Here is a 21,377-nt window from a genome sequence, read left to right as displayed (position 1 = left end):
CCCCGGACGGAGGTGTACGCCATGGTGGCTCCAGCGGACTCTGCCCCGCCTGACAATGCCCCGCTCCAAGACGATCAGCTCTGGGCGCGCTCCCTTCACTACTCCCACAGCGGTTCCCCAGGGCTCATCGGCGTCTCCGTCGGAATCCGCCAGGGCGAGATCCTGGCCCTGACCGGACCGCGCGGCAGCGGGAAGACCACGCTGCTGCGCTGCCTGTCCGGACACCTGCGGCCCGAACAGGGCGAGGTCTGGTTCAACAGCGTCCCCGTGCACACCATGGGCGCGCTGGCCCGTGAGCGGCTGCGCCGCGACCGGTTCGGCTGGATCGGCCCCGAGCCACAGCTGCTGCCCGAGCTGAAGGTGTGGGAGAACGCGGCCCTGCCGCTGCTGATCGCCGGTGCCTCCCACCGCGCCGCCAAGCACGCCGCCTGCGAATGGCTGGACCGCCTGGACATCGGCGGCTTCGCCCGCAAGCGCCCCAGGGCCCTCACCCGGGCGGAGTCCCAGCGGGTCGCGCTGGCCCGGGCCCTGGTCAACGAGCCCGCGGTGATCTTCGCCGACGATCCCACGGCCCCGCTGCACCGGACAGAGCGCGCCCTGCTGCTCCGTACGCTGACCACCGCGGCACGCTCCCACGGGATCACCGTGCTGCTGGCCACCCACGACGAGGAGACGGCGGGCGTCGCCGACCGCCGCCTGCCCCTGCTCGACGGCCGCACCGCCGCCGCTGCGGGGCCCTGCGCCCCCGAGACCACGGAGGACCAGGCCGCGTGCTCGCTCTCCGCCTAGCCCGCGGCTCCCGTCCGCTCGTCCAGCTGCGCCGGCTCCTCGTCGCCGCCGCCTCGGCCGGTACCGGGTTCCTGCTGCTCTACGTGCTCGCCGAAGCGGTGGCCCGGCCGGCCGGATCGTTCCCTCGCCTGCTGTGGGCCCTGGTGCCGCTGGCCGCCACCGTCCACTTCGCCGTCGCCGTGGCCCGGACCGACCCGGCGACCCGGCCCCGGGAAGGACTGGACGCCGCCGGGCTGGGTCCCGTACGGCTCAGTCTCGTCGCGGCGATCTCCACCGCCGTCGCCTGCACCCTGGGCAGCGCCCTGGCGCTGGCCGCCTTCCTCCACCTGCGCGGCGAACTGGCCGGGCTGCCGTTCGACGGAGCCGGGGCCGGGCTGCTCCACGCCGACCAGCCCCTGCCCGTCGCTGCCTCCCTCACCCTCCTGACGCTGCTCCCCCTCACCGCGTCGGCCGCCGCCGCATGCACCCTGCGCCGCCGCACCCCCCTGGCCCCGCAGACAGGACTGCCCTGGGGCATCGCGCTGACCGCCTGCGGACTCGCCGTCGAGGTGTACGCGGGGCGGGGCGGGCCCGGCGTGCTCGCCGGCTGGTCGCTCATCGCGATCGGCCTCGCCCTCGCCGGGCCCGGCCTGGCCTACGCGGGCGGCACCATGGTCCAGGCCGTGCGCCCCGGCGCCCTCCGGCTGCTGGCCGGGCGGGCCCTCCAGAAGGAGGCACCCCGGCTCGGCCCGCCCCTCGGAGTGCTGTGCGCGCTCGGGGCGGGCGCCCTCACCGCTCTGGCCCTGCGCGACCGGGTCGGGCTGCTCGACCCGCTGGGCCCGCTGACCGCACCTGCCGCCACCCTCGTCGCCGTGTGCGCCGCCGCGACCCTTCTCACATCCGCGGTGGAGGCCCGTCAGGGCCGCGCCGCCGACCGCGAGGCCCTGCACGACCTCGGGGCTCCCGCCAAGGTCCTCCGTACGGCCGCGAGTTTGCGGGCAGCCGCCTTGATCGCCGTGTGCGTGCCGGTCAGCTGGGGTGTGGCACAGCTGACGTCCCTGGCACTGACCCGCTGACCCGGGCAGCCCTTAGGGTGGGCCGAATGGTCAACGCAGACATCGAGATCGAGACGCTCGCCGAATTCGACCAGGTCGTGGCCCGCGGCTCGCTCAGCGGTTACCGGATCCAGTCGGTCAACCTCCTGGAGCGGACCTTCGCGCTGCTGTCCGCCGACACCTCGGCGGCCGTGTTCCTGGGCTGCCCGATGGAACCCGACGCCTCGGTGAAGGTCCGCGCCGACGGCGCGCTGGTCTTCCCGCCCGTGCCGGACCTGCCGTTCAATCCGTACCGGGGCCTGCTGTACACGCCCGAGGAGCTGTTCGCCGGGCTGCCCAGCGGGTACGAGGCCACTCCGGACGCCCAGGCCTACGCCTGGTTCCAGGAGACCAAGGCGGACGGCGACGTCTTCTCCTCGATGCTGCGCTCCATCCACGACGACGCCATATCCGACGCCCTCGACGAGCACCTCGCCGGTGCCCGGGTGGTCGGCGTGATGGGCGGCCACGCGATGTCCCGCGGCGGTACGGACTACCGGGGTGCGGCCGAGCTGGGCCGGGTGCTGGCCCGGTCCGGGCTCATGGTTGCCACCGGCGGCGGCCCCGGCGCGATGGAGGCCGCCAACCTGGGCGCCTACCTGGCCCCGGCCCCGGACGAGGCCCTTCCGGAAGCCCTGGAGCTGCTGGCCAAGGCGCCGTCCTTCGCTCCGTCGGTGTCCGACTGGGCGCAGGCGGCCTTCGCCGTTCGCGACCGCTGGCCCGGTGGCGGCGACTCGGTGGGCATCCCGACCTGGTTCTACGGTCACGAGCCGCCGAACGCCTTCGCGGGACACGTCGGGAAGTACTTCGCGAACGCCACCCGCGAGGACGGGCTGCTGGCGCGGTCCACGGCGGGCGTGGTCTTCCTGCCGGGTGCGGCGGGCACGGTGCAGGAGATATTCGACAGCGCGACGCCGAACTACTACGCGTCGCGTGGCGAGCCGGCGCCGATGGTCCTGGTCGACCGGGCCCACTGGACCGAGCACCTCCCGGCCTGGCCCCTGCTCCAGGCGCTGGCGCGCGGCCGGGCGATGGAGTCCCGGATCGCGCTGGTCGACTCGGTGGACGAGGTCCCCGGTGTCCTCGCGTCAATGAGCTGAGCTCCGGAAGCAACTTCCCGGCCGGTTCTCACGTCTGGCAGAGGTACCGCAAAACCTGCCAGACGTGAACGGAGCCCTTGGTGCTCATAGGCCTGCTGACCGCTGTCGCGGCGTCCATCTGCTACGGGACGGGATCCGTGCTGCAAGCCGTCGGATCGCGCCGCGCCGCCCGGATGTCCCCGTCCACCGCCGGGGTGACGGCGCACGGCGGCCCCAACCTGTCGTCCACCGCCAAAGCCGCGATGACCTGGGAGTTCATCGTCGGCACGATCCTGGACTTCGTGGGCTTCGGGCTCGGCGCCCTGGCTGCCCGCCTCCTTCCCCTGTTCCTCTCGCAGACGGTGATCAGCGCCAACCTGGTGATCACGGCCGTGCTGAGCGTGAAGATGCTGGGCATCCGGCTGAGCCGCAAGGAGTGGACCTCCATCGGGGTCGTCTGCACGGCGCTGGTGCTGCTGGCGACGGCGGCGGGCCACGAGGGCGGCCACCACGCGCCGATGTCCACGCACTGGTGGCTGCTGGGGATCACCCTGCTGCTGATGGTGGGAGGCACGGTCGCGGTACGCCTCCTCGGCGGCGGGGCGGCGATCCTGGCGGGCCTGCTGTCGGGCCTGGGCTTCGGCGCGCTCGGCGTCGGCGTCCGGATCCTGGACGGTGTGGACCCGTTCGACCTCGGCACCTTCCTCTCCGACCCGGCCCTCTACGCCATTCTGGTGGCGGGAGTCGGCGGCATGTACCTGCACACGGTCGCCCTCCAGATCGGCTCGGTGAACGGCGCCACGGCGGCCCTGGTCGTCGGCGAGACGGTGCTCCCGGGCGCGATCGGCGTGCTCTGGCTCGGTGACGCCTCCCGCCCGGGCCTGGCCTGGCTGGCGGTCCTCGGCTTCGTCCTGGCCGTCGCGGGCGCGGTGGCCGTCGCCTGGTACGGCAAGCACGAGGGCGCCGAGGAGGGGGCCGGGACCCCGGTGCCTGAACCGGTCGGCTGAACCGGCCGGCCGGTGTCACCCGGTCGGCCGCCTCCCGCTGGTGGCGCGGCAGTGGCTGCCGCTTGCTGGACCGGGGGAGAGAGCGAGGGTTCGTGGAGCCCACGACCGATCGGCTGAAGACACCGCGCGCCGCCGGAATGGCCGGAGTCGGCTTCGCCCTGCTGCTCGGGGCGGCGATCGTCCTGATGAGGATCGCCACCCCCACCGGCGACGCCGCCGACGCGCCCATCGACCCCGACAAGCGCTGGGCGGTCCAGGTGGCCCTGGAGATCGTGCCCTTCGCGGGCATCTTCTTCCTCTGGTTCATGGGCGCCCTGCGCGCACACACCGGTGAGGCCGAGGACCGGTTCGTCGCCACCGTGTTCCTCGGCAGCGGCTTCGTCTTCGTGGCCACCCTGTTCGCCGCCGCCGCGGCCGCGGGCACCGTGCTGAACGAAAGCGCGCCCTCGGACTTCGGCCGCCACTACGCCTACACGCTCCTCGCGACGTACGCCATGCGGATGGCTGCCGTCTTCGTCCTCGCGACCTCGACCATCGGGCGGCTGCTCGGCGTGTTCCCCCGGCCGCTGGCCCTGCTGGGCACCGTCGTCGGCCTGGTCCTGATCGTCGTGGGTTCCGGCGTGCCTTGGTCCGAGCTGCTCTTCCCGGCCTGGGCCCTGATCATCAGCGTGCACATCCTGCGCGCCCGGCGCGGCACTCCACCCGCGGGCCGGTCGGGCCCGCCCTGATCGCTGCTGACCTGGGGATCCGTACTCCGGCAGGCAGCCCAGGGACCCCGCGTGCATCCTGGGGGGAAGGGGAGGACCGGGGATTTCGGGGGTGACGGGGTACCCAGCCGAGGAAAGGCAGAACCGTCATGAGGCTTGTCGTCGACCTCAACCGATGCCAGGGATACGCCCAGTGCGCGTTCCTCGCTCCTGATGTGTTCGCCATGCACGGCGACGAGTCGCTGCTCTACAACCCGGAGGCGGCCGCCGAGCAGCGCGAGAACGTCGAGCGCGCCGTGGCCGCCTGTCCGGTCGGTGCGATCCTCCTCGAACTGAGCGACGAGGACATGCCGAACATGCCGGCCCCGGATGCCGTGGCCGGAGCCGGTTCCCGTTCCGGAGGCGCGCGGTGACTGGTGAAGGAACACGCGACGGGGCCCTGGAGCAGCTCAAGCGCGAGGGCCGCATCGTCATCGTCGGCGCTTCGCTGGCGGGCCTGCGGGCGGCCGAGACCATGCGCGAGAAGGGCTTCACCGGTTCGCTCACGATGATCGGCGACGAACCGTACGAGCCCTACGACCGGCCCCCGCTGTCCAAGCAGGTGCTGCTGGGCAACGCGGTGGCGGACCACACGGCACTCCCCCGCCGCCGGGCGATCGACGCCGACTGGCGCCTCGGGGTCCCCGCCACGGGCCTGGACATGGCCGCCCGCCGGGTCCTGCTCGGCAACGGCGACGAGGTGGAGTACGACCGGCTGCTGATCGCCACCGGTGTCCGGGCGCGGCCCTGGCCCAACGAGGAGGAGGGCGCCCTCAAGGGAGTCTTCGTCCTGCGCACCCGCGACGACGCCGAAGGACTGCAGCAGGCCCTCGCCGCCGGCCCCCGCCGGGTGCTCGTCATCGGAGCCGGCTTCACCGGGTCCGAGATCGCCTCCGCGTGCCGGGAACGCGGCCTGAACGTCACCGTCGCCGAACGGGGCGCGGCTCCGCTGGTCGGCGCGCTCGGCGGGGTGATCGGCGAGGTCGCGGCCGAGATGCACCGCGAGAACGGGGTGGACCTGCGCACCGGGGTCATGGTGACCGGGCTGGAAGGCGACCCCTCCGGGCGGGTCCGCGCCGCCCACCTCTCCGACGGGGCCACCGTCGAGGCCGACGTCGTGGTCGTCTCGCTCGGCGCGCAGCGCAACACCGAATGGCTCGCCGGCTCCGGACTGGGTGCCGGCCCCCGCGGCATCGCCTGCGACGCGGGCTGCCGGGCCTTCGACATCCGCGGCATCGTCACCGATGACATCTACGTCGCGGGTGACGTGGCGCGTTCCCCGCACGCCCTGTTCGGCTACCAGTTCCTCTCCCTGGAGCACTGGGGCAATGCCGTCGCCCAGGCCGACACCGCCGCGCACAACATGCTCAGCGAAAGTACGGACCGCCGCCCCCACCTGTGGGTTCCGGCGTTCTGGTCCTCCCAGTTCGGGGTGAACATCAAGTCGGTCGGAGTGCCGCCGATGGGGACCGAGATCCTCGTCACGCAGGGCTCGCTCGCGGAGCGCCGGTTCGCGGCCGTGTACGGCTACCAGGACCGCGTGATTGCCGCCGTGACCTTCGACAACTGCCGGTGGCTCCAGTTCTACGAGCACCAGATCGAGACCACCGCGCCGTTCCCCCCAACGTTCTCCACGGTGGACCGCAGGCCGGAGGGGAACAAGGCGGTACCGGCGGACTTCCCCGACCCCTCGGTGCCGACGCACGGTCCGACCATCACCCTCAGCGGCTACTCGCCGGCCGACCGGAAGATGACCTTCATCCCCGCGCACCACTGACCCACGCCGCCCTCCCCACGAGGACCACGAGGACCCGTCATGACACAAGCCATCCTGCGGGAGATCATCGACTACGCGAACCGTGCGAACCCGTACCCGCTGTACGAGGAGCTCCGCAAGACCCCGGTGTCCCACGACGGGGACGGCCCGTACGTCGTCAGCACGTACTACGAGATCCAGAGCCTCCTGCACGACCCGCGGATCAGCTCCGACGCCAAGAACCTGAAGGCGACCGGAGACGATCCGCTGGGCAAGGCCGAGGAGGAGGGCACGACCCTGCCGCCGTCCTTCCTCAAGCTCGATCCGCCGGACCACGACCGGCTGCGGCGGATGACGAACCGGCCGTTCGGGCCGCCGCACGCCCCCCACCGGGTGTACGACATGCGCGAGGAACTCGGGGGTCTCGTCTCCGGGCTGATCGACTCCCTCGCCACGACCGGGAACCTGGACCGGGTCGACCTGGTCGACCAGTTCGCGTACCCCTTCCCGGTCACGGTCATCTGCCGGCTGCTCGGGGTGCCCCGCGAGGACGAGCCGCGCTTCCACGTGTGGGCGGAGACCCTCGCCGCGAGCCTGGACCCCGACCCGGACGCGGACCCCACCCAGCACGGCAAGGGCGCCATGGACGCCCGGATGGAACTGGGCATGTACCTGGCCGGACTGATCGAGGAGCGCCGCAAGAGCCCCGGCGAAGACATGCTGTCCCAGCTGGCGACCGCGGACGGCCCGGACGGCGCGATGACGACCATGGAGGTGCTCAGCACCTCCGCGCTGCTGCTGATCGCGGGCCACGAGACCACGGTCAACCTCATCACCAACGGCATGCTGACCCTGCTGCGCCACCCGGACGTCCTCAAGCGACTGCGCGAGGACCCCGCCCTGTCCGTCCCCATCGTCGAGGAGCTGCTGCGGTACGAGCCGCCCGTGCAGCTGCTGCCCCAGCGCAGCACCCTCTCCGAGATCGAGGTCGCCGGTGTGACCATCCCCAAGGGCGCGTCCCTCTGGCTGATCCTGGCCTCCGGCAACCGTGACCCGAAGCGGTTCGAGAACCCGGACCGCTTCGACCCCGACCGCAAGGACATCCAGCACCTCGGCCTCGGCAGCGGCATCCACAGCTGCTTCGGGGCACCGCTCGCCCGCCAGGAGGCCCAGCTCGCCCTGAGCGAACTCGCCCGCCGGCTGGAGAACCCCCGGCTGCTGGAGGACCCGCCGCCGTACCGGCAGAACGCGGTCCTGCGCGGCCCGCGCCACCTGCCGATCGCCTGTGACGGCATCCGCCCGTAGCTCATGCCCGGCCGACACCCGCTAGGGAGTGTCGGCCGCCGGGAGGATGACGACCTCGGTCGGAGCGAAGGTCACCGCGACCCGGTCCCCCACGGCCGGCGCCCCCACCAGTCCGCACTCCGCCTCCAGCACCGGCCCCGACTCCGGCCGCAGCAGCAGCGCGACGTGCGTGCCCCGGAAGGTGCGCGAGAGCACCTCGCACCGCAGGCCGTCCGGTCCCAGCACGACCCCCGCCGGGCGGATCAGCAGCTGCCGCTCCCCCTCCGCCGCTCCCGCGGGGACCGGTACCTTCCCCCAGGGGGTCCCCGCCACCCCGCCCGACATCACGGCCGGCACCACGTTCTCGAAGCCCAGGAACCGCGCCACGAATTCCGACGCGGGCTGTTGCCACACCTCCAGCGGGGTACCGGCCTGCGCGATCCGCCCGTCCCGCATCACCACGACCCGGTCGGCCAGCGCGAAGGCCTCCCCCTGGTCGTGCGTGACGGCCAGCACGGTCGTCCCCAGCCTGGAGAACAGCCCCCGGAGCTCCACCACGAGCCGCTCCCGCAGCCCGCGGTCCAGCTGTCCCAGCGGTTCGTCCAGCATCAGCAGCCGCGGCGACGGGGCGAGCGCCCGAGCCAGCGCGACCCGCTGCTGCTCGCCGCCCGACAGGGAGGCCACCGCGCGCTTCCCGGCGCCGGGGAGCCCGACCAGCTCCAGCAGCTCCCCGACCCGGCCCTCGCAGGTGTCCTTCGAGGAGCCCCGCATCCGCAGCCCGAAGGCGACGTTGCCGCCGACGTCCCGGTGCGGGAAGAGCTGGTGGTCCTGGAACATCAGGCCGACTCCCCGCCGGTGCACGGGCACGGCTGCCTGGTCCGCCCCGCCCAGCAGCACCCGCCCCGCGGAGACCGGCTGGAGCCCTGCGACGACGCGCAGCAGGGTGGACTTGCCGCTCCCGCTCGGCCCCAGCACGCACACGATCTCGTGCTCGGCGACCTTCAGGTCCACGGAGTCCACGACCGCCCGCTCACCGAACCGGACCGACACCCCTTCCAGCTGAAGCAGTGTCATCAGAACTCTCCGGAGGTCTTGTCGGGCCGCAGTCGCTCCAGCACCAGCAGGGACGCCGCGCACACCAGCATCAGAATCGTGCTCAGGGCCATCGCCTGCCCGTAGTTCATCTCGCCGGCCCGCCCCAGCAGCCGTGCCACGGCCACCGGCAGCGTCGGCTGGTCCGGCCGCGCGATGAAGACGGTCGCGCCGAACTCTCCGAGCGACACCGCGAAGGCGAATCCGGCCGCGATCAGCAGCGCCCGCCGCACCAGCGGCAGGTCCACCTCCCGCCAGGCCCGCAGCGGCGACGCGCCGAGCACGGCGGCCGCCTCCCGCAGCCGCCCGTCCACCGCGCGCAGCACCGGCAGCATGGTCCGTACGACGAAGGGCACGCCCACCAGCGCCTGCGCCAGCGGCACCAGGATCCACGAGGTCCGCAGATCCAGCGGCGGCTCGTCCAGGGTGATCAGGAAGCCGAAGCCCACCGTCACGGCGGACACCCCGAGCGGCAGCATCAGCAGCGCGTCGAAGCCGCGTACGAAGGGGCCCGCGCGCCGGGTCAGTGCCGCGGCCGCCAGTCCCCCGATGAACAGGGCGATCGCGGTGGCGGCGAGAGCGTACTGGAGGGAGTTCCCGATCGCCTCCAGCGGCGGCACCAGGAAGGTTCCGCCGCCGGCGCCCGCGTCCTGCAGGGCCCGGTAGAAGCCGAAGCCGTATCCGCCGGGGGCGTCGAAGGACCGTTCGACCAGCACGCCCAGCGGCAGCACGATCAGCAGGCCGATGGTGAGGAGCACCGCGCCCAGCAGCGTGCGCTGCGCCCAGCCGCGCGGCCGGTGCGTGGTCCGGCCCGGGTCCACCAGCCGCAGCGCGGTCTCGCGCCGGCGCACGGTCCAGGCGTGCACGGCGAGGATCGCACCGACCGCGGCGAACTGCACCATCGTCAGCACGGCGGCCGTGGGCAGGTCCAGGAGCTGCGCGGTCTGCCGGTAGACCTCCACCTCCAGGGTGGAGTACGCGGGCCCGCCCAGGATCAGTACGACGCCGAAGGAGCTGAAGGTGAACAGGAAGACCATCAGCGAGGCCGCGGCCACCGACGGGGCCAGCGCGGGCAGCGTCACGCGCCGCCAGGCGGCGAACCGGCCGGCGCCCAGCACCCGGGCGGCCTCCTCCTGGCGCGGATCGAGCTGTGCCCACAGCCCGCCGACGGTGCGGACGACGACCGCGTAGTTGAAGAAGACGTGCGCGAGGAGGATCGCCCAGACGGTGGTGTCGAGCCGGACGCCGACCAGTTCGTCCATCAGCCCACCGCGTCCCAGCAGCGCGAGGAAAGCGGTGCCGACGACCACGGTCGGCAGTACGAAGGGGACGGTCACCACGGCCCGCAGCAGTTGCTTGCCGGGGAATTCGAAGCGCGCGAAGACGTACGCGCCGGGGAGCGCGATCAGCAGCGTGAGCGCGGTGGAGGCGAGCGCCTGCCAGGTGGTGAACCACAGCACGGCGGCGATGCCGGGCTGGGAGATCACCTCGCCGATCCGGCCGAACTGCCAGCCGGCGTCGGTCTTGAGGCCGCGCCCGACGATCGCGGCGACGGGATAGGCGAAGAACAGCCCGAAGAAGGCCAGGGGCACGGCCATCAGGGCGAGCCGCACCGCGGTCGCCCGTCCGCCCTCGCGAGGGGCGGGGCCCGGTGCGGCGCCCCCCGGCGCCGCACCCGGCTCCTTGGTGCCGCTTACTTCACGACGAGCGAGGTCCATGCCTTGACCCACTGCTCACGGTTCTTGGCGATGGTCTCGGGAGCGACGTTCTCGGGCTTCTCGATCACCACACCGTGCTTCGTGAACAGCTCCGGCAGGACAGCGTCCTTCGTCACCGGGTTCACGAACATCTGGAGGGGCATGTCCTCCTGGAACTTCTTGCTGATCAGGAAGTCGACGAGGGCCTTGCCGCCCTCCTCGTTCTTCGCCCCCTTCAGCAGACCCGCGAACTCGATCTGGCGGAAGCAGGTACCGGTGGAGACGCCCGTCGGGGCCTCGGCCGGCTGCGGTTCGCCGTACAGCACCTCGACCGGCGGGCTGGAGGCGTAGGAGACGACCAGCGGGCGGTCGCCCTTGGCCTTCTTGCCACCCGCGGAGCCGGAGAAGCGCTCGTTGTAGGCCTGCTCCCAGCCGTCGACGACCTCGACGCCGTTGGCCTTGAGCTTGCTCCAGTAGTCCTTCCAGCCCTCTTCGCCGTACTTGCCGACGGAGGCGAGCAGGAAGCCGAGGCCGGGCGAGGAGGTCGCGGCGTTCTCGGTGACCAGCAGGTTCTTGTACTCCGGCTTGACGAGGTCGTCCAGCGTCTGCGGCGGGGCGAGCTTCTTGTCGGCGAAGTACTGCTTGTCGTAGTTGACGCAGATGTCACCGGAGTCGATCGGCGTGACCCGGTGCTCCTTGTCGAGCACGTACTCCGGCTTCACCCCGGCCAGGCCCTTGGCCTCGTACGGCGTGAAGATGCCGTTGTCGAGGGCGCGCGAGAGCAGGGTGTTGTCCACGCCGAAGAAGACGTCGCCGCGCGGGGAGCCCTTGGTGAGGATCTCCTGGTTGAGCGCCGCGCCCGCGTCCCCGGACTTCAGCACCTTGACGGTGTAGCCGCTCTGCTGCTCGAACTCCTTGAGGACCGTGTCGGTCACGTTGAAGGAGTCGTGGGAGACGAGCGTGACGGTCTTGGACTTGGGGGCGTCGCTCGCGCCCGCGGGCTTGTCCTTGGCGTCGCCGCAGGCGCTGAGCGTGGTGACGCCCAGCGCGGCCGCGAGCGCCGCGCCCGCGATCCTCTTGGTGGTGCTCACTGGTGAATTCCTCCTGGGATGTCCAGGAGAAGACGCGGCCCTGCCCGGCGCTCTGTGGGAGCGGACGCCGGGCAGGGCGCAACAGCTTGAGTGGTGACCGAACTTCCTACCCCGAATGACCGGGGCGAGGTTCAGAGGGTCTGCGGATGACGGATACCGCACTCTCAGCGCTGTGGCGCTCCCCTGTCGGAATATGAAATTGGTTCGGCCACAGGGTACCTCGTGGCCGATTGCGACCGATCGCGGCCGGAAATTGACGCTGTCGAAACTCAGCGCTCCGAAGCGGCCAGCTGACCGCACGCGCCGTCGATCTCCTGGCCGCGGGTGTCCCGTACGGTCACGGGCACACCGTGCCGGGCGATGGCCTCCACGAAGGCCTTCTCGTCCTCGGGCCGCGAGGCGGTCCACTTGGAGCCCGGCGTCGGGTTCAACGGGATCAGGTTGACGTGGACGCGCTTGCCCTTGAGCAGCTTGCCCAGCAGGTCACCCCGCCAGGCCTGGTCGTTGATGTCGCGGATCAGGGCGTACTCGATGGAGATCCGGCGGCCGGACTTCTCCGCGTACTCCCAGGCCGCGTCGAGGACCTCACGGACGTTCCAGCGGGTGTTCACGGGGACCAGGGTGTCGCGCAGCTCGTCGTCGGGCGCGTGCAGCGAGACCGCGAGGCGGCACTTGAAGCCCTCTTCGGCGAAGCGCAGCATGGCCGGGACCAGGCCGACGGTGGAGACGGTGATACCGCGCTGCGACAGGCCCAGGCCGTCGGGCTCCGGGTCGGTGAGGCGCCGGATGGCACCGACCACGCGGTTGTAGTTGGCCAGCGGCTCGCCCATGCCCATGAAGACGATGTTCGACAGCCGCGCAGGACCGCCGGGGACCTCGCCGTCGCGCAGCGCGCGCATGCCGTCGACGATCTGGTGCACGATCTCGGCGGTGGACAGGTTGCGGTCCAGGCCCGCCTGGCCGGTGGCGCAGAACGGGCAGTTCATGCCGCAGCCGGCCTGGGAGGAGATGCACATCGTGACCCGGTCGGGGTAACGCATCAGCACGGATTCGACGAGCGTGCCGTCGTGCAGCTTCCACAGGGTCTTGCGGGTGGTGTCGTTGTCGCACGAGATGTGCCGGATGACGTTCATCAGGTCCGGGAGGAGCTCCTGCTGGAGCTTCTCGCGGGAGCCCGCGGGGATGTCGGTCCACTCGGCGGGGTCGTGCGCGTAGCGCGCGAAGTAGTGCTGCGAGAGCTGCTTGGCCCGGAACGGCTTCTCGCCGATCGCGGCGACCGCCTCACGGCGCTCGGCCGGGGTCATGTCGGCGAGGTGCCGGGGCGGCTTCTTGGCCCCGCGCGGGGCGACGAAGGTGAGCTCTCCCGGAACAGGGCGGGCCATGGCAGGTACTCCTTGTAAGACGAAAGGCGCGCCGCAGAAGCAGCGCGCCTTCCAAGAGTAACCGCCCGGCGTGTTACGACGCCTTTCCGCAGGTCAGCCCGTACCCACGAACGCGGCCAGCAGCAGCCACACCACCGGTGCGGTCGGCAGCAGCGAATCGAGCCGGTCCATGATGCCGCCGTGACCCGGCAGCAGGGTGCCCATGTCCTTGATGCCCAGGTCCCGCTTGATCATCGACTCGCCGAGGTCACCCAGCGTGGCGCTTACCGCGACCGCCAGGCCCAGCAGCAGGCCCTGCCACCAGGAGCCGCCGTCGATCAGGAACTCCATGCACAGCGCGCCGGCCGCCATCGCGAAGGCCACCGCGCCGAAGAGTCCCTCGCGGGTCTTGCCGGGGCTGATGCGCGGCGCGAGCTTGTTCTTGCCGAAGCGCCAGCCGACCGCGTACGCCCCGGTGTCGCTGACCACGGTCAGGAGCAGGAAGGTGATCACCCGCTGCGGCCCGTCGTCGGCGGTGAGCAGCATCGCGACGAAGGTGGCCAGGAAGGGCACGTAGAACGCCGCGAAGGCACCCGCCGTGACGTCCTTGAGGTAGTCCTCGGGCGGCTCTGTCATCCGCCAGACGAGGACCGCCAGCACCGTCAGGGCCATCGCCACCCAGGCGCCCTCGGCACCGCGGACGTATCCGGCGATGACCATGGCCGCGCCGCCGATGGCGAGCGGGACCAGCGGGGCCTTGATGCCCTTCTTCTCCTGCAGCCGGGAGGTGAGCTCCCACAGGCCCACGACGACCGCCACGACGATGACGCCGACGAAGACCGCCTTGACGATCAGCAGCGAGGCGAAGATGACCGCACCGAGGCCGACGCCGACCCCTATGGCGGCACGCAGGTCCCGCCCCGCGCGCTTCTTAGGCGGCGGTGGCGAGGCGTCCTGCGGCTGCGGGGCATGCGGGGGCGGGGGGCTGGGCATGGGCTCCTGCGGCGGCGTCTCGGCGCGGAAGAGGGGACCGCCGTCCGGGGCGGCCCCCCGATCGCGTGCTTCCCGGTCGTCGAAGTCACGGCCGGCGGCATCGGGCACGATGGGCATGGGCCGAGTGTGCGGGCCCACCTGCGCATCGTATGCGGGACCCGCCGGAACTGGCTCCGGCTGCCAGGAAGAGTCGTTCATCAGACTTCGAGGAGCTCGGCTTCCTTGTGCTTGAGCAGCTCGTCCACCTGCGCGACGTACTTCGCGGTGGTGTCGTCGAGCTCCTTCTCCGCGCGGCGCACCTCGTCCTCGCCGGCCTCCTTGTCCTTGACGAGCTTGTCAAGGGCGTCCTTCGCCTTGCGGCGGACGGCGCGCAGGGAGATCTTGGAGTCCTCGGCCTTGGTGCGCGCGACCTTGATGTACTCCTTGCGGCGGTCCTGCGTCAGCTCGGGGAAGGTCACCCGGATGATGCTGCCGTCGTTGCTCGGGTTGACGCCGAGGTCGGAGTCGCGGATGGCCTGCTCGATGTTGCGCAGGGCGCTCTTGTCGAACGGGGTCACGATCGCCATGCGCGGCTCGGGCACCGAGAAGGACGCGAGCTGGTTGATGGGCGTGATGGCGCCGTAGTACTCCGCCACGATCTTGTTGAACATCGCCGGGTGCGCACGGCCGGTGCGAATCGCGGCGAAGTCTTCCTTGGCGACGACGACGGCCTTTTCCATCTTCTCCTCGGCCTCGAGGAGGATCTCTTCGGTCACCACGTGCTCCTGCATGTCTTGAATGGATGGTTCAGGCGGGCGGGGCGGGCGGGGCCGGTCCGGGCTCGGTCCGGCGCGGCGGACTGCTAGGCCCGGGTTCCCTGGTCGCTGACGAGCGTGCCGATCTTCTCACCCTTGACGGCGCGCGCGATATTGCCCTCGGCGAGCAGCTCGAAGACGAGGATCGGCAGCTTGTTGTCGCGGCACAGCGTGATGGCGGTCGCGTCCGCGACCTTGAGGTCGCGGGAGAGGACCTCTCCGTACTCCAGCGCGTCGAACTTCACCGCGTCCGGGTTCTTCTTCGGGTCGGAGTCGTAGACCCCGTCGACACCGTTCTTGCCCATGAGCAGGGCCTCGGCGTCGATCTCCAGGGCGCGCTGGGCGGCCGTGGTGTCGGTGGAGAAGTACGGCATGCCCATGCCGGCGCCGAAGATGACGACGCGGCCCTTCTCCAGGTGCCGCACGGCACGCAGCGGGATGTACGGCTCCGCGACCTGACCCATGGTGATGGCGGTCTGCACGCGGGAGTCGATGCCTTCCTTCTCCAGGAAGTCCTGGAGGGCGAGGCAGTTCATGACCGTGCCGAGCATGCCCATGTAGTCGGAGCGGGCCCGGTCCATGCCGCGCTGCTGGAGTTCGGCGCCGCGGAAGAAGTTTCCGCCGCCGATCACGACGGCGATCTCCGCGCCGTCACGGACCACCGCGGCGATCTCGCGCGCGATGGCGTGGACGACGTCGGGGTCGACGCCCAGTCCTCTGCCACCCGAGAAGGCCTCGCCCGACAGCTTCAGCATGAAGCGGCGGCCCTTCTTGTCCTGGTCGCTCTTGTCGTCGGATGCGGTGTGGGGGTCCACGCCCTGATTCATGGAGATCTCCTCGTGCACATACGAAGAAGGCCATTGCCGGTGGGTCCTCGCGGTTCCCTCTGCGGCAATGGCCTCCTCGTCAGATCTGCGGTCGCCTCGCGCAAGCGCGGACGACTGCCTCAGACCCTACCGGGGTCCGGTGTCCGTCGCGTACGGACGGACTCAGATGCCGACCTTGATGCGGCTGAAGCGCTTCAGGGTGACACCGGCCTCGTCCAGAACCTTCTGGACGGACTTCTTGTTGTCCAGGGCGTACGCCTGGCCCAGCAGGGTGGCGTCCTTGAAGAAGCCGTTGATGCGACCCTCGACGATCTTCGGCAGGGCAGCCTCGGGCTTGCCCTCCGCGCGGGTGACCTCTTCGGCGATGCGACGCTCGGACTCGACCTTCTCGGCCGGAACGTCTTCCTTGGAGAGCCACTGCGGGGCGAACGCGGCGATGTGCTGCGCGATACCGCGGGCGACCTCGGCGTTCTCCTTGTCGAGCTCGACGAGGACACCGATCTGGAACGGCAGGTCGGGCATCGTGCGGTGCATGTACGACGCGACGTAAGCGCCGGAGAACTGCGCGAAGCGGTCCAGGACGATCTTCTCGCCGAGGTTGGCGTTCGCCTCGTCCACGAAGGCCGTGACGGTCTTGCCGGGCTCGATCTCGGACGCGAGCAGCGCCTCGATGTCGGCCGGGGAGGTGGCGGCGACGTGCGCGGCCAGCTGGTTGGCGACAGCCAGGAACTTCTCGCCCTTGGCGACGAAGTCGGTCTCGCACTTCAGCTCGACGAGGACACCGGAGGTGTTGTCGTCGGCGATCAGGGAGACGACGGCACCGTTCTCGGCAGAACGGCCCTCGCGCTTGGCGACGCCCTTCTGACCCTTGATGCGGAGGGCCTCCTGGGCCTTCTCGACGTCGCCGTCAGCCTCGACCAGCGCGTTCTTGCAGTCCAGCATGCCGGCGCCGGTGAGCTCGCGGAGCTTCTTGACGTCAGCGGCGGTGTAGTTCGCCATGAGTCTGTGATTCTCTCTCGAAGTCGTAGATCTACGGGTGAACGGCGGAGGCGCCGCGCCTCAGGCGCGGCTCCCCCGCCGTCATCGTCCGTGCTGCGAGTGCCCGGCGCGTGAACGCCGGGCGCTCTCAGTGGGTCAGGCCTGCTCGGCGTCGGCGGCCGGGGCCTCGACAGCCTCGGCGGCCGGGGCCTCGACAGCCTCGGCGGCCGGGGCCTCGGCGACAGCGGCCTCGGCCGGAGCGGCCTCGGTCTCGTCAGCCTTCTTGTCGCCCTCGAGCAGGTCGCGCTCCCACTCGGCGAGCGGCTCGGCGGCGGCCTTCTCGCCCGGCTTCGAGTCGCCGGTCGCGGCGCCGGAGCGGGCGATGAGGCCCTCGGCGACGGCGTCGGCGATCACGCGGGTGAGCAGGGTGACGGAGCGGATCGCGTCGTCGTTGCCCGGGATCTTGTAGTCGACCTCGTCGGGGTCACAGTTGGTGTCGAGGATCGCGACGACCGGGATGTGGAGCTTGCGCGCCTCACCGACGGCGATGTGCTCCTTCTTGGTGTCGACGATCCAGACGGCGCTGGGGACCTTCGACATCTCGCGGATACCACCGAGGGTCTTCTCCAGCTTGGTCTTCTCGCGGGAGAGGACCAGGAGCTCCTTCTTGGTGAGACCCGAGGCGGCGACGTCCTCGAAGTCGATCGCCTCAAGCTCCTTCAGACGCTGAAGGCGCTTGTAGACGGTGGAGAAGTTGGTGAGCATGCCACCCAGCCACCGCTGGTTGACGTACGGCATACCAACGCGCGTCGCCTGCTCGGCGATGGCCTCCTGGGCCTGCTTCTTGGTACCGATGAACATGATGGAGCCACCGTGCGCGACGGTCTCCTTCACGAACTCGTAGGCGCGGTCGATGTACGACAGCGACTGCAGCAGGTCGATGATGTAGATGCCGTTGCGCTCCGTGAAGATGAAGCGCTTCATCTTCGGGTTCCAACGGCGGGTCTGGTGACCGAAGTGGACGCCGCTTTCCAGCAGCTCCCGCATCGTGACGACGGCCATGGCCATCTCCTTGGTTTCTCGGTTTGGTTCCTGACGCCCCGCCGCGTCCTGCCCCATGAGGGACCGAGAGACGCTTTCACCTGGCCGTTTCCGGCTGATGCTGGGGCGTGCGAAGTCGACCCGGTGACCCGGATCGCCACAAGAAGTGTACGGGACCCGGCGGTATGCCGGGTGACGCCGTTGTCCACATCCGCCGGTCCGTCCCCAGGGCGGCGCGCGCGACGGCCGTGCGCGGGACGCTTCGGGGCATGACGACACTGCTGCTGTGCCTGCTGCTGACCCTTGCCCAGGCGGCCGCGCCCGGGGTCCGGCCACTGCCCGCGCCCCTTTCGGTGGCCCGCTGGTGGGATCCGCCCCCGACCCCGTACGCGGCCGGTCACCGCGGTGTGGACCTCTCCGCGCCGGTGGGCGCGGAGCTCCGCGCGGTCGCTGCCGGCCGGGTGTACTACGCGGGCCCCGTTGCCGGCCGCGGGGTCCTGTCGATCGCCCTGCCGAACGGCCTGCGCACGACGTACGAGCCGGTCCGCCCGCTGGTCCAGGAGGGCGAGCAGGTCACGGCGGGCCAGGTGGTGGCGGTCCTGACGGAAGGCTCCCACTGCCCGGCCCCTTGCCTGCACTGGGGCCTCCTGGCGGGCGAGTCGTACCTCAACCCGCTCACCCTCCTCCCCCACCCCACTCCCCGCCTCCTGCCTTCGAGCCCCGCCCCGTCCAGCCCAGCGGACCCCTGAGACAGACACACCCTGCCCGGCCCCATCCAGCCCCGCCGGCGTTCGAGCCGCGGGGTCCCGGGGCTTCGAGCCCCGCCGGCGTTCGAGCCGCGGGGGTCCGGGGGCGGAGCCCCCGGTCCGTGAGCTGCGCCGGCGCTGCGCGGGATGGCCGGGGCCGAGCCCCGGGGACCCTCAGCCCCGGACGCCCCGCAGGGCCATGGCGACGGCCGTCTCCGTCACGACCTCCGGATCCTCGGCCGCGCCGAGCTCGATCCGCCGGACAGCGGCGTCCACGACTCCCTGGAGCAGCATCGCCGCGAGCCGGGGTTCGGCCTGCCCCAGAGAACTCAGCGCTTCGACGATCATCGCCACCAGCCCCCCGTGCGCAGCACGGATCTTCTCCCGCGCCCCGGCGTCCAGCTCGCTCGCGGAGATCGCCACGACCGCACGGTGCCGCCGGTCCCCGACCAGCCCCAGCTGGCTCCGCACATAGGCCTCGATCTTCGCTTCGGGCGACTCGGCCTGCTGCATGGCGGCCTCGATGTCGGCGGCCCAGACGGGGAAGTCCACCGCGCACAGCTCTTCGACCACGGCCGCGCGTGAGCGGAAGTATTCGTACACGGAGGACCGGGCGAGCCCGGTCCGCTCCGCGAGGGCGGGGAAGGTCAGCGCCTCCGTCCCGCCTTCGGACAACAGGGAACGCGCGGCGTCCAAGAGGGCGCCGCGCTGCATCGACCGGTGCTCGGCCACGGAGGCCGCTCGAATCCTGGGCACGACTCCACTCTACGGAGGTGCCGCAAGCTCAACGCCCCACATCCGCCAGCTTCGCGCGCAGTTGCAGCACGGACTTGGTGTGGATCTGGCTGACCCGGCTCTCGGTGACGCCCAGCACGTTGCCGATCTCTGCCAGCGTGAGCCCCTCGTAGTAGTAGAGGGTGACCACCGTCTTCTCCCGCTCGGGCAGGGTGTTGATGGCCCGCGCCAGCAGGCGTCGCAACTCCCGGTCCTCCGCCACCGCCACCGGGTTGTCGGCGGCGGTGTCCTCCAGGGTGTCCATCAGTGAGAGGCGGTCGCCGCCCTCCCCGCCGACGTGCAGCAGCTCCTCCAGTGCGACCACGTTGGCCAGGGACAACTGGCTGAAGACCGTGTGGAGATCCTCCACCCCGATCCCCATCTCCCCGGCGACTTCGCTCTCCGTCGGGGTGCGCCGCAGCTGGGCCTCCAGCGTGGCGTAGGCCCGCTCCACGGCCCGCGCCTTTTGCCGCACCGAGCGCGGAATCCAGTCCAGCGCCCGCAGTTCGTCGATCATCGCGCCGCGGATCCGGGTGATCGCATAGGTCTCGAACTTGATCGACCGGTCGATGTCGAACTTCTCGATGGCGTCGATCAGTCCGAAGACCCCGGAGGAGACGAAGTCGGCCTGTTCCACATTGGGCGGCAGGCCCACGCTGACGCGGCCCGCGACGTACTTGACCAGCGGCGAGTAGTGCAGGATCAGCTGCTCCCGCAGCCGCTCGTCACCGGTCTCCTTGTACGAGCGCCAGAGCACCTCCAGGGACGAGGGCGCGGTGGACCGCACGCTGCCGCGGGCAGCGGGGGGCACCGCAGCGCGGTCGGACCCTGAGGTGTGCTGGGGCATGCTTCGCCTTTGCCGGAGCGGGATTCCTTGGGAGCGTAGCGTGACGGGAGTGTCGCGGTGCGCGAAGAGTACGGGATCGCGCAGGGGCGCAGGGGCGACCCGACTCGCGCGGGCGACCCGGGACCGGCGCCTGGCGCACGGTCCCGGCGACTGCCACCGGGAGGACCGCGTCTCTCATCGGTTTCACTCTTTCACCGGAACGCTCCAGGTCAACGAACGCCTCGCCGGGTGGTTCCGGTTTCTGTGCCTCCTTCACGTGTTCGTCCGCTCAACTGCCAGCCGTCGCCCTGCCGTTCGACGAACCCCAGAGAGTGAAGTTCGTACAGTCTGCCGATGACTTCATCGACGCCGTTGCCGGAGGCAAGTGCCACCTGCTCCACGGGAACCGGGCGGCCGGCCGGCAGTGCTTCGAGCACCCGGGCCGTGTCGGGGTCCAGCAGGTCCCTGGCGAACACGGGGCCGCGCCGCTCGGGGGCCAGCTCGCCAATGGAGCCGACCAGTTCCGCCACCTCCGCCGCGTCGGTGACGAGCACGGCCTCGCCCCGCAGCAGTTCGTGCACCCCGGCCGAGAGCCCGCTGGTGGCGGGACCGGGGATGCCTATCGTGAACCTCCCGAGCTTCTGGGCCCGCCGGGCGGTGACCAGGGATCCGCTGCGGTGGGCGGCCTCCACGACCACCGTGCCGCGGGTGAGGGCGGCGATGACCCGGTTGCGCAGGACGAACCGGCTGGGGGTGGGGTGGCTCCCGGGCGGCAGCTCCCCCATGACGAGTCCCTGGCCGGCGATCCGGCCGAGGAGCCCGGCGTGGCCGCGGGGATAGGCGACGTCCACCCCGCAGGCCAGTACCGCCGCCGTGGCGCCGCCCGAGGCGAGGGCCCCGCGGTGGGCGGCGCCGTCGATGCCGTACGCGGCTCCCGAGACCACGACCCAGCCGCGCTCGGCGAGCCCGGCGGCCAGGGTCTGGGCCATGTGCGCGCCGTACGGGGTGCATGCCCGGGCCCCGACCACGGCGACCGAGCGCAGCGCCCAGGTCCGCAGGTTGGGCCGCCCCCGAAGCCACAGCCCGACGGGCCGGGCGTCACCGAGGTCGTCGAGCTGGGTCGGCCACTCCGCCGATCCGGGGCACACGAACCGGCTCCCCGACGCGGCGGCCAGCTCCAGGTCCCGCCGGGGGTCGGCCAGCTCCGCCCGCCTGCGGTACCCGGCGAACCGCTCCGCCCCCACCCCGGCCGGAACGCCCACCTCCGCCTCGGGCCCGGTCAGCATCCGCATCAGCCCGACGGCTCCGTATTCCCGCAGCCACCTCCCGCCCCGCTCGTCCCCGGGCTCCAGCACCCGCGTCAACGCCGCCCTCGCCAACCGATCCCCCTCCTCGTCCCCGGCTCCGGACCCGGGGACGGAAC

Annotated in this window: 21 protein-coding genes and 1 riboswitch; of the genes, 9 read left to right on the top strand and 12 right to left on the bottom strand. The window is 71.5% G+C overall.

The window, feature by feature from the left end:
- Positions 1-21 precede the first annotated feature (21 nt).
- The 8 genes from AB0D48_RS12260 to AB0D48_RS12225 all read left to right on the top strand — a co-directional run bounded on the left by AB0D48_RS12260 (position 22) and on the right by AB0D48_RS12225 (position 7,755).
- Entirely contained in the window at positions 22-789 is a 768-nt protein-coding gene (locus AB0D48_RS12260; protein ID WP_362394169.1) for an ATP-binding cassette domain-containing protein, read from the top strand.
- Positions 771-1,844 carry a hypothetical protein gene (locus AB0D48_RS12255; RefSeq protein WP_362394167.1) on the top strand — a complete coding sequence of 358 codons (1,074 nt, stop codon included), beginning with the start codon at positions 771-773 and terminating at the stop codon, positions 1,842-1,844. The genes AB0D48_RS12260 and AB0D48_RS12255 overlap by 19 nt, the downstream gene beginning before the upstream one ends.
- A 26-nt stretch (positions 1,845-1,870) precedes the next feature.
- Positions 1,871-2,962 carry a Rossmann fold nucleotide-binding protein gene (locus tag AB0D48_RS12250; protein WP_362394164.1) on the top strand — a complete coding sequence of 364 codons (1,092 nt, stop codon included), beginning with the start codon at positions 1,871-1,873 and terminating at the stop codon, positions 2,960-2,962.
- Positions 2,963-3,042: 80 nt separating this feature from the next.
- Positions 3,043-3,948 carry a hypothetical protein gene (locus tag AB0D48_RS12245; RefSeq protein WP_362394161.1) on the top strand — a complete coding sequence of 302 codons (906 nt, stop codon included), beginning with the start codon at positions 3,043-3,045 and terminating at the stop codon, positions 3,946-3,948.
- Between the two features lie 92 nt (positions 3,949-4,040).
- Positions 4,041-4,676, top strand: coding sequence for a hypothetical protein (locus AB0D48_RS12240; RefSeq protein ID WP_362394158.1), 636 nt, complete (start codon positions 4,041-4,043; stop codon positions 4,674-4,676).
- 128 nt (positions 4,677-4,804) lie between these two features.
- Positions 4,805-5,068, top strand: a complete 264-nt coding sequence (locus AB0D48_RS12235; protein WP_362394155.1) for a ferredoxin — start codon at positions 4,805-4,807, stop codon at positions 5,066-5,068.
- On the top strand, positions 5,065-6,471 hold the full coding sequence (locus AB0D48_RS12230) for an FAD-dependent oxidoreductase (protein ID WP_362394153.1): 1,407 nt from the start codon (positions 5,065-5,067) through the stop codon (positions 6,469-6,471). Before AB0D48_RS12235 ends, AB0D48_RS12230 begins: the two co-directional genes overlap by 4 nt.
- Before the next feature lie 39 nt (positions 6,472-6,510).
- The gene (locus tag AB0D48_RS12225) at positions 6,511-7,755 is read left to right on the top strand and encodes a cytochrome P450 (RefSeq protein ID WP_362394150.1); all 1,245 of its coding nucleotides are present in this window, start codon (positions 6,511-6,513) and stop codon (positions 7,753-7,755) included.
- Positions 7,756-7,776: 21 nt separating this feature from the next.
- Here AB0D48_RS12225 and AB0D48_RS12220 read toward each other — a convergent pair whose 3' ends face one another.
- From AB0D48_RS12220 to rpsB, 9 genes are all read right to left on the bottom strand, one after another.
- A complete protein-coding gene (locus AB0D48_RS12220; RefSeq protein ID WP_362394147.1) occupies positions 7,777-8,808 on the bottom strand; it encodes an ABC transporter ATP-binding protein in 1,032 nt (343 codons plus the stop codon).
- Complete coding sequence (locus AB0D48_RS12215) at positions 8,808-10,424, bottom strand: iron ABC transporter permease (protein ID WP_362394361.1); 1,617 nt, start codon at positions 10,422-10,424, stop codon at positions 8,808-8,810. The genes AB0D48_RS12220 and AB0D48_RS12215 overlap by 1 nt, the downstream gene beginning before the upstream one ends.
- A gap of 95 nt (positions 10,425-10,519) precedes the next feature.
- Positions 10,520-11,614 (bottom strand): thiamine ABC transporter substrate-binding protein, encoded by a 1,095-nt coding sequence (locus AB0D48_RS12210; RefSeq protein ID WP_362394144.1) that lies wholly within the window; start codon positions 11,612-11,614, stop codon positions 10,520-10,522.
- A gap of 85 nt (positions 11,615-11,699) precedes the next feature.
- Positions 11,700-11,809: riboswitch (TPP riboswitch) on the bottom strand.
- A 74-nt stretch (positions 11,810-11,883) separates the two neighbouring features.
- Entirely contained in the window at positions 11,884-12,996 is a 1,113-nt protein-coding gene (rlmN, locus tag AB0D48_RS12205) for a 23S rRNA (adenine(2503)-C(2))-methyltransferase RlmN (RefSeq protein WP_362394141.1), read from the bottom strand.
- A gap of 93 nt (positions 12,997-13,089) precedes the next feature.
- Positions 13,090-14,166 (bottom strand): phosphatidate cytidylyltransferase, encoded by a 1,077-nt coding sequence (locus AB0D48_RS12200; RefSeq protein WP_362394138.1) that lies wholly within the window; start codon positions 14,164-14,166, stop codon positions 13,090-13,092.
- The gene (gene frr / locus AB0D48_RS12195) at positions 14,166-14,723 is read right to left on the bottom strand and encodes a ribosome recycling factor (RefSeq protein ID WP_030016386.1); all 558 of its coding nucleotides are present in this window, start codon (positions 14,721-14,723) and stop codon (positions 14,166-14,168) included. Before frr ends, AB0D48_RS12200 begins: the two co-directional genes overlap by 1 nt.
- Before the next feature lie 86 nt (positions 14,724-14,809).
- Entirely contained in the window at positions 14,810-15,589 is a 780-nt protein-coding gene (gene pyrH / locus AB0D48_RS12190; protein ID WP_073913371.1) for a UMP kinase, read from the bottom strand.
- Positions 15,590-15,751: 162 nt separating this feature from the next.
- Positions 15,752-16,588, bottom strand: coding sequence for a translation elongation factor Ts (tsf, locus tag AB0D48_RS12185; protein WP_362394135.1), 837 nt, complete (start codon positions 16,586-16,588; stop codon positions 15,752-15,754).
- A gap of 135 nt (positions 16,589-16,723) precedes the next feature.
- On the bottom strand, positions 16,724-17,629 hold the full coding sequence (gene rpsB, locus AB0D48_RS12180) for a 30S ribosomal protein S2 (protein WP_362394132.1): 906 nt from the start codon (positions 17,627-17,629) through the stop codon (positions 16,724-16,726).
- Positions 17,630-17,877: 248 nt separating this feature from the next.
- Here rpsB and AB0D48_RS12175 point away from each other — a divergent pair, with 248 nt between their 5' ends.
- Positions 17,878-18,357 (top strand): M23 family metallopeptidase, encoded by a 480-nt coding sequence (locus AB0D48_RS12175; RefSeq protein ID WP_362394129.1) that lies wholly within the window; start codon positions 17,878-17,880, stop codon positions 18,355-18,357.
- Between the two features lie 171 nt (positions 18,358-18,528).
- On the opposite strand, the gene AB0D48_RS12170 is transcribed toward AB0D48_RS12175, so the two are convergent.
- The 3 genes from AB0D48_RS12170 to dprA all read right to left on the bottom strand — a co-directional run bounded on the left by AB0D48_RS12170 (position 18,529) and on the right by dprA (position 21,333).
- Positions 18,529-19,086, bottom strand: a complete 558-nt coding sequence (locus tag AB0D48_RS12170) for a helix-turn-helix domain-containing protein (RefSeq protein WP_362394357.1) — start codon at positions 19,084-19,086, stop codon at positions 18,529-18,531.
- Positions 19,087-19,138: 52 nt separating this feature from the next.
- The gene (gene whiG, locus AB0D48_RS12165) at positions 19,139-19,975 is read right to left on the bottom strand and encodes an RNA polymerase sigma factor WhiG (protein ID WP_362394126.1); all 837 of its coding nucleotides are present in this window, start codon (positions 19,973-19,975) and stop codon (positions 19,139-19,141) included.
- A gap of 209 nt (positions 19,976-20,184) precedes the next feature.
- The gene (gene dprA, locus AB0D48_RS12160; RefSeq protein ID WP_362394124.1) at positions 20,185-21,333 is read right to left on the bottom strand and encodes a DNA-processing protein DprA; all 1,149 of its coding nucleotides are present in this window, start codon (positions 21,331-21,333) and stop codon (positions 20,185-20,187) included.
- Between the last annotated feature and the right edge of the window lie 44 nt (positions 21,334-21,377).

It is taken from the genome of Streptomyces sp. NPDC048269, from assembly GCF_040652395.1.
GTDB lineage: Bacteria > Actinomycetota > Actinomycetes > Streptomycetales > Streptomycetaceae > Streptomyces.
Note: the sequence above shows the minus strand (reverse complement) of the source record. Positions and strands in the feature narration are given on the sequence as shown.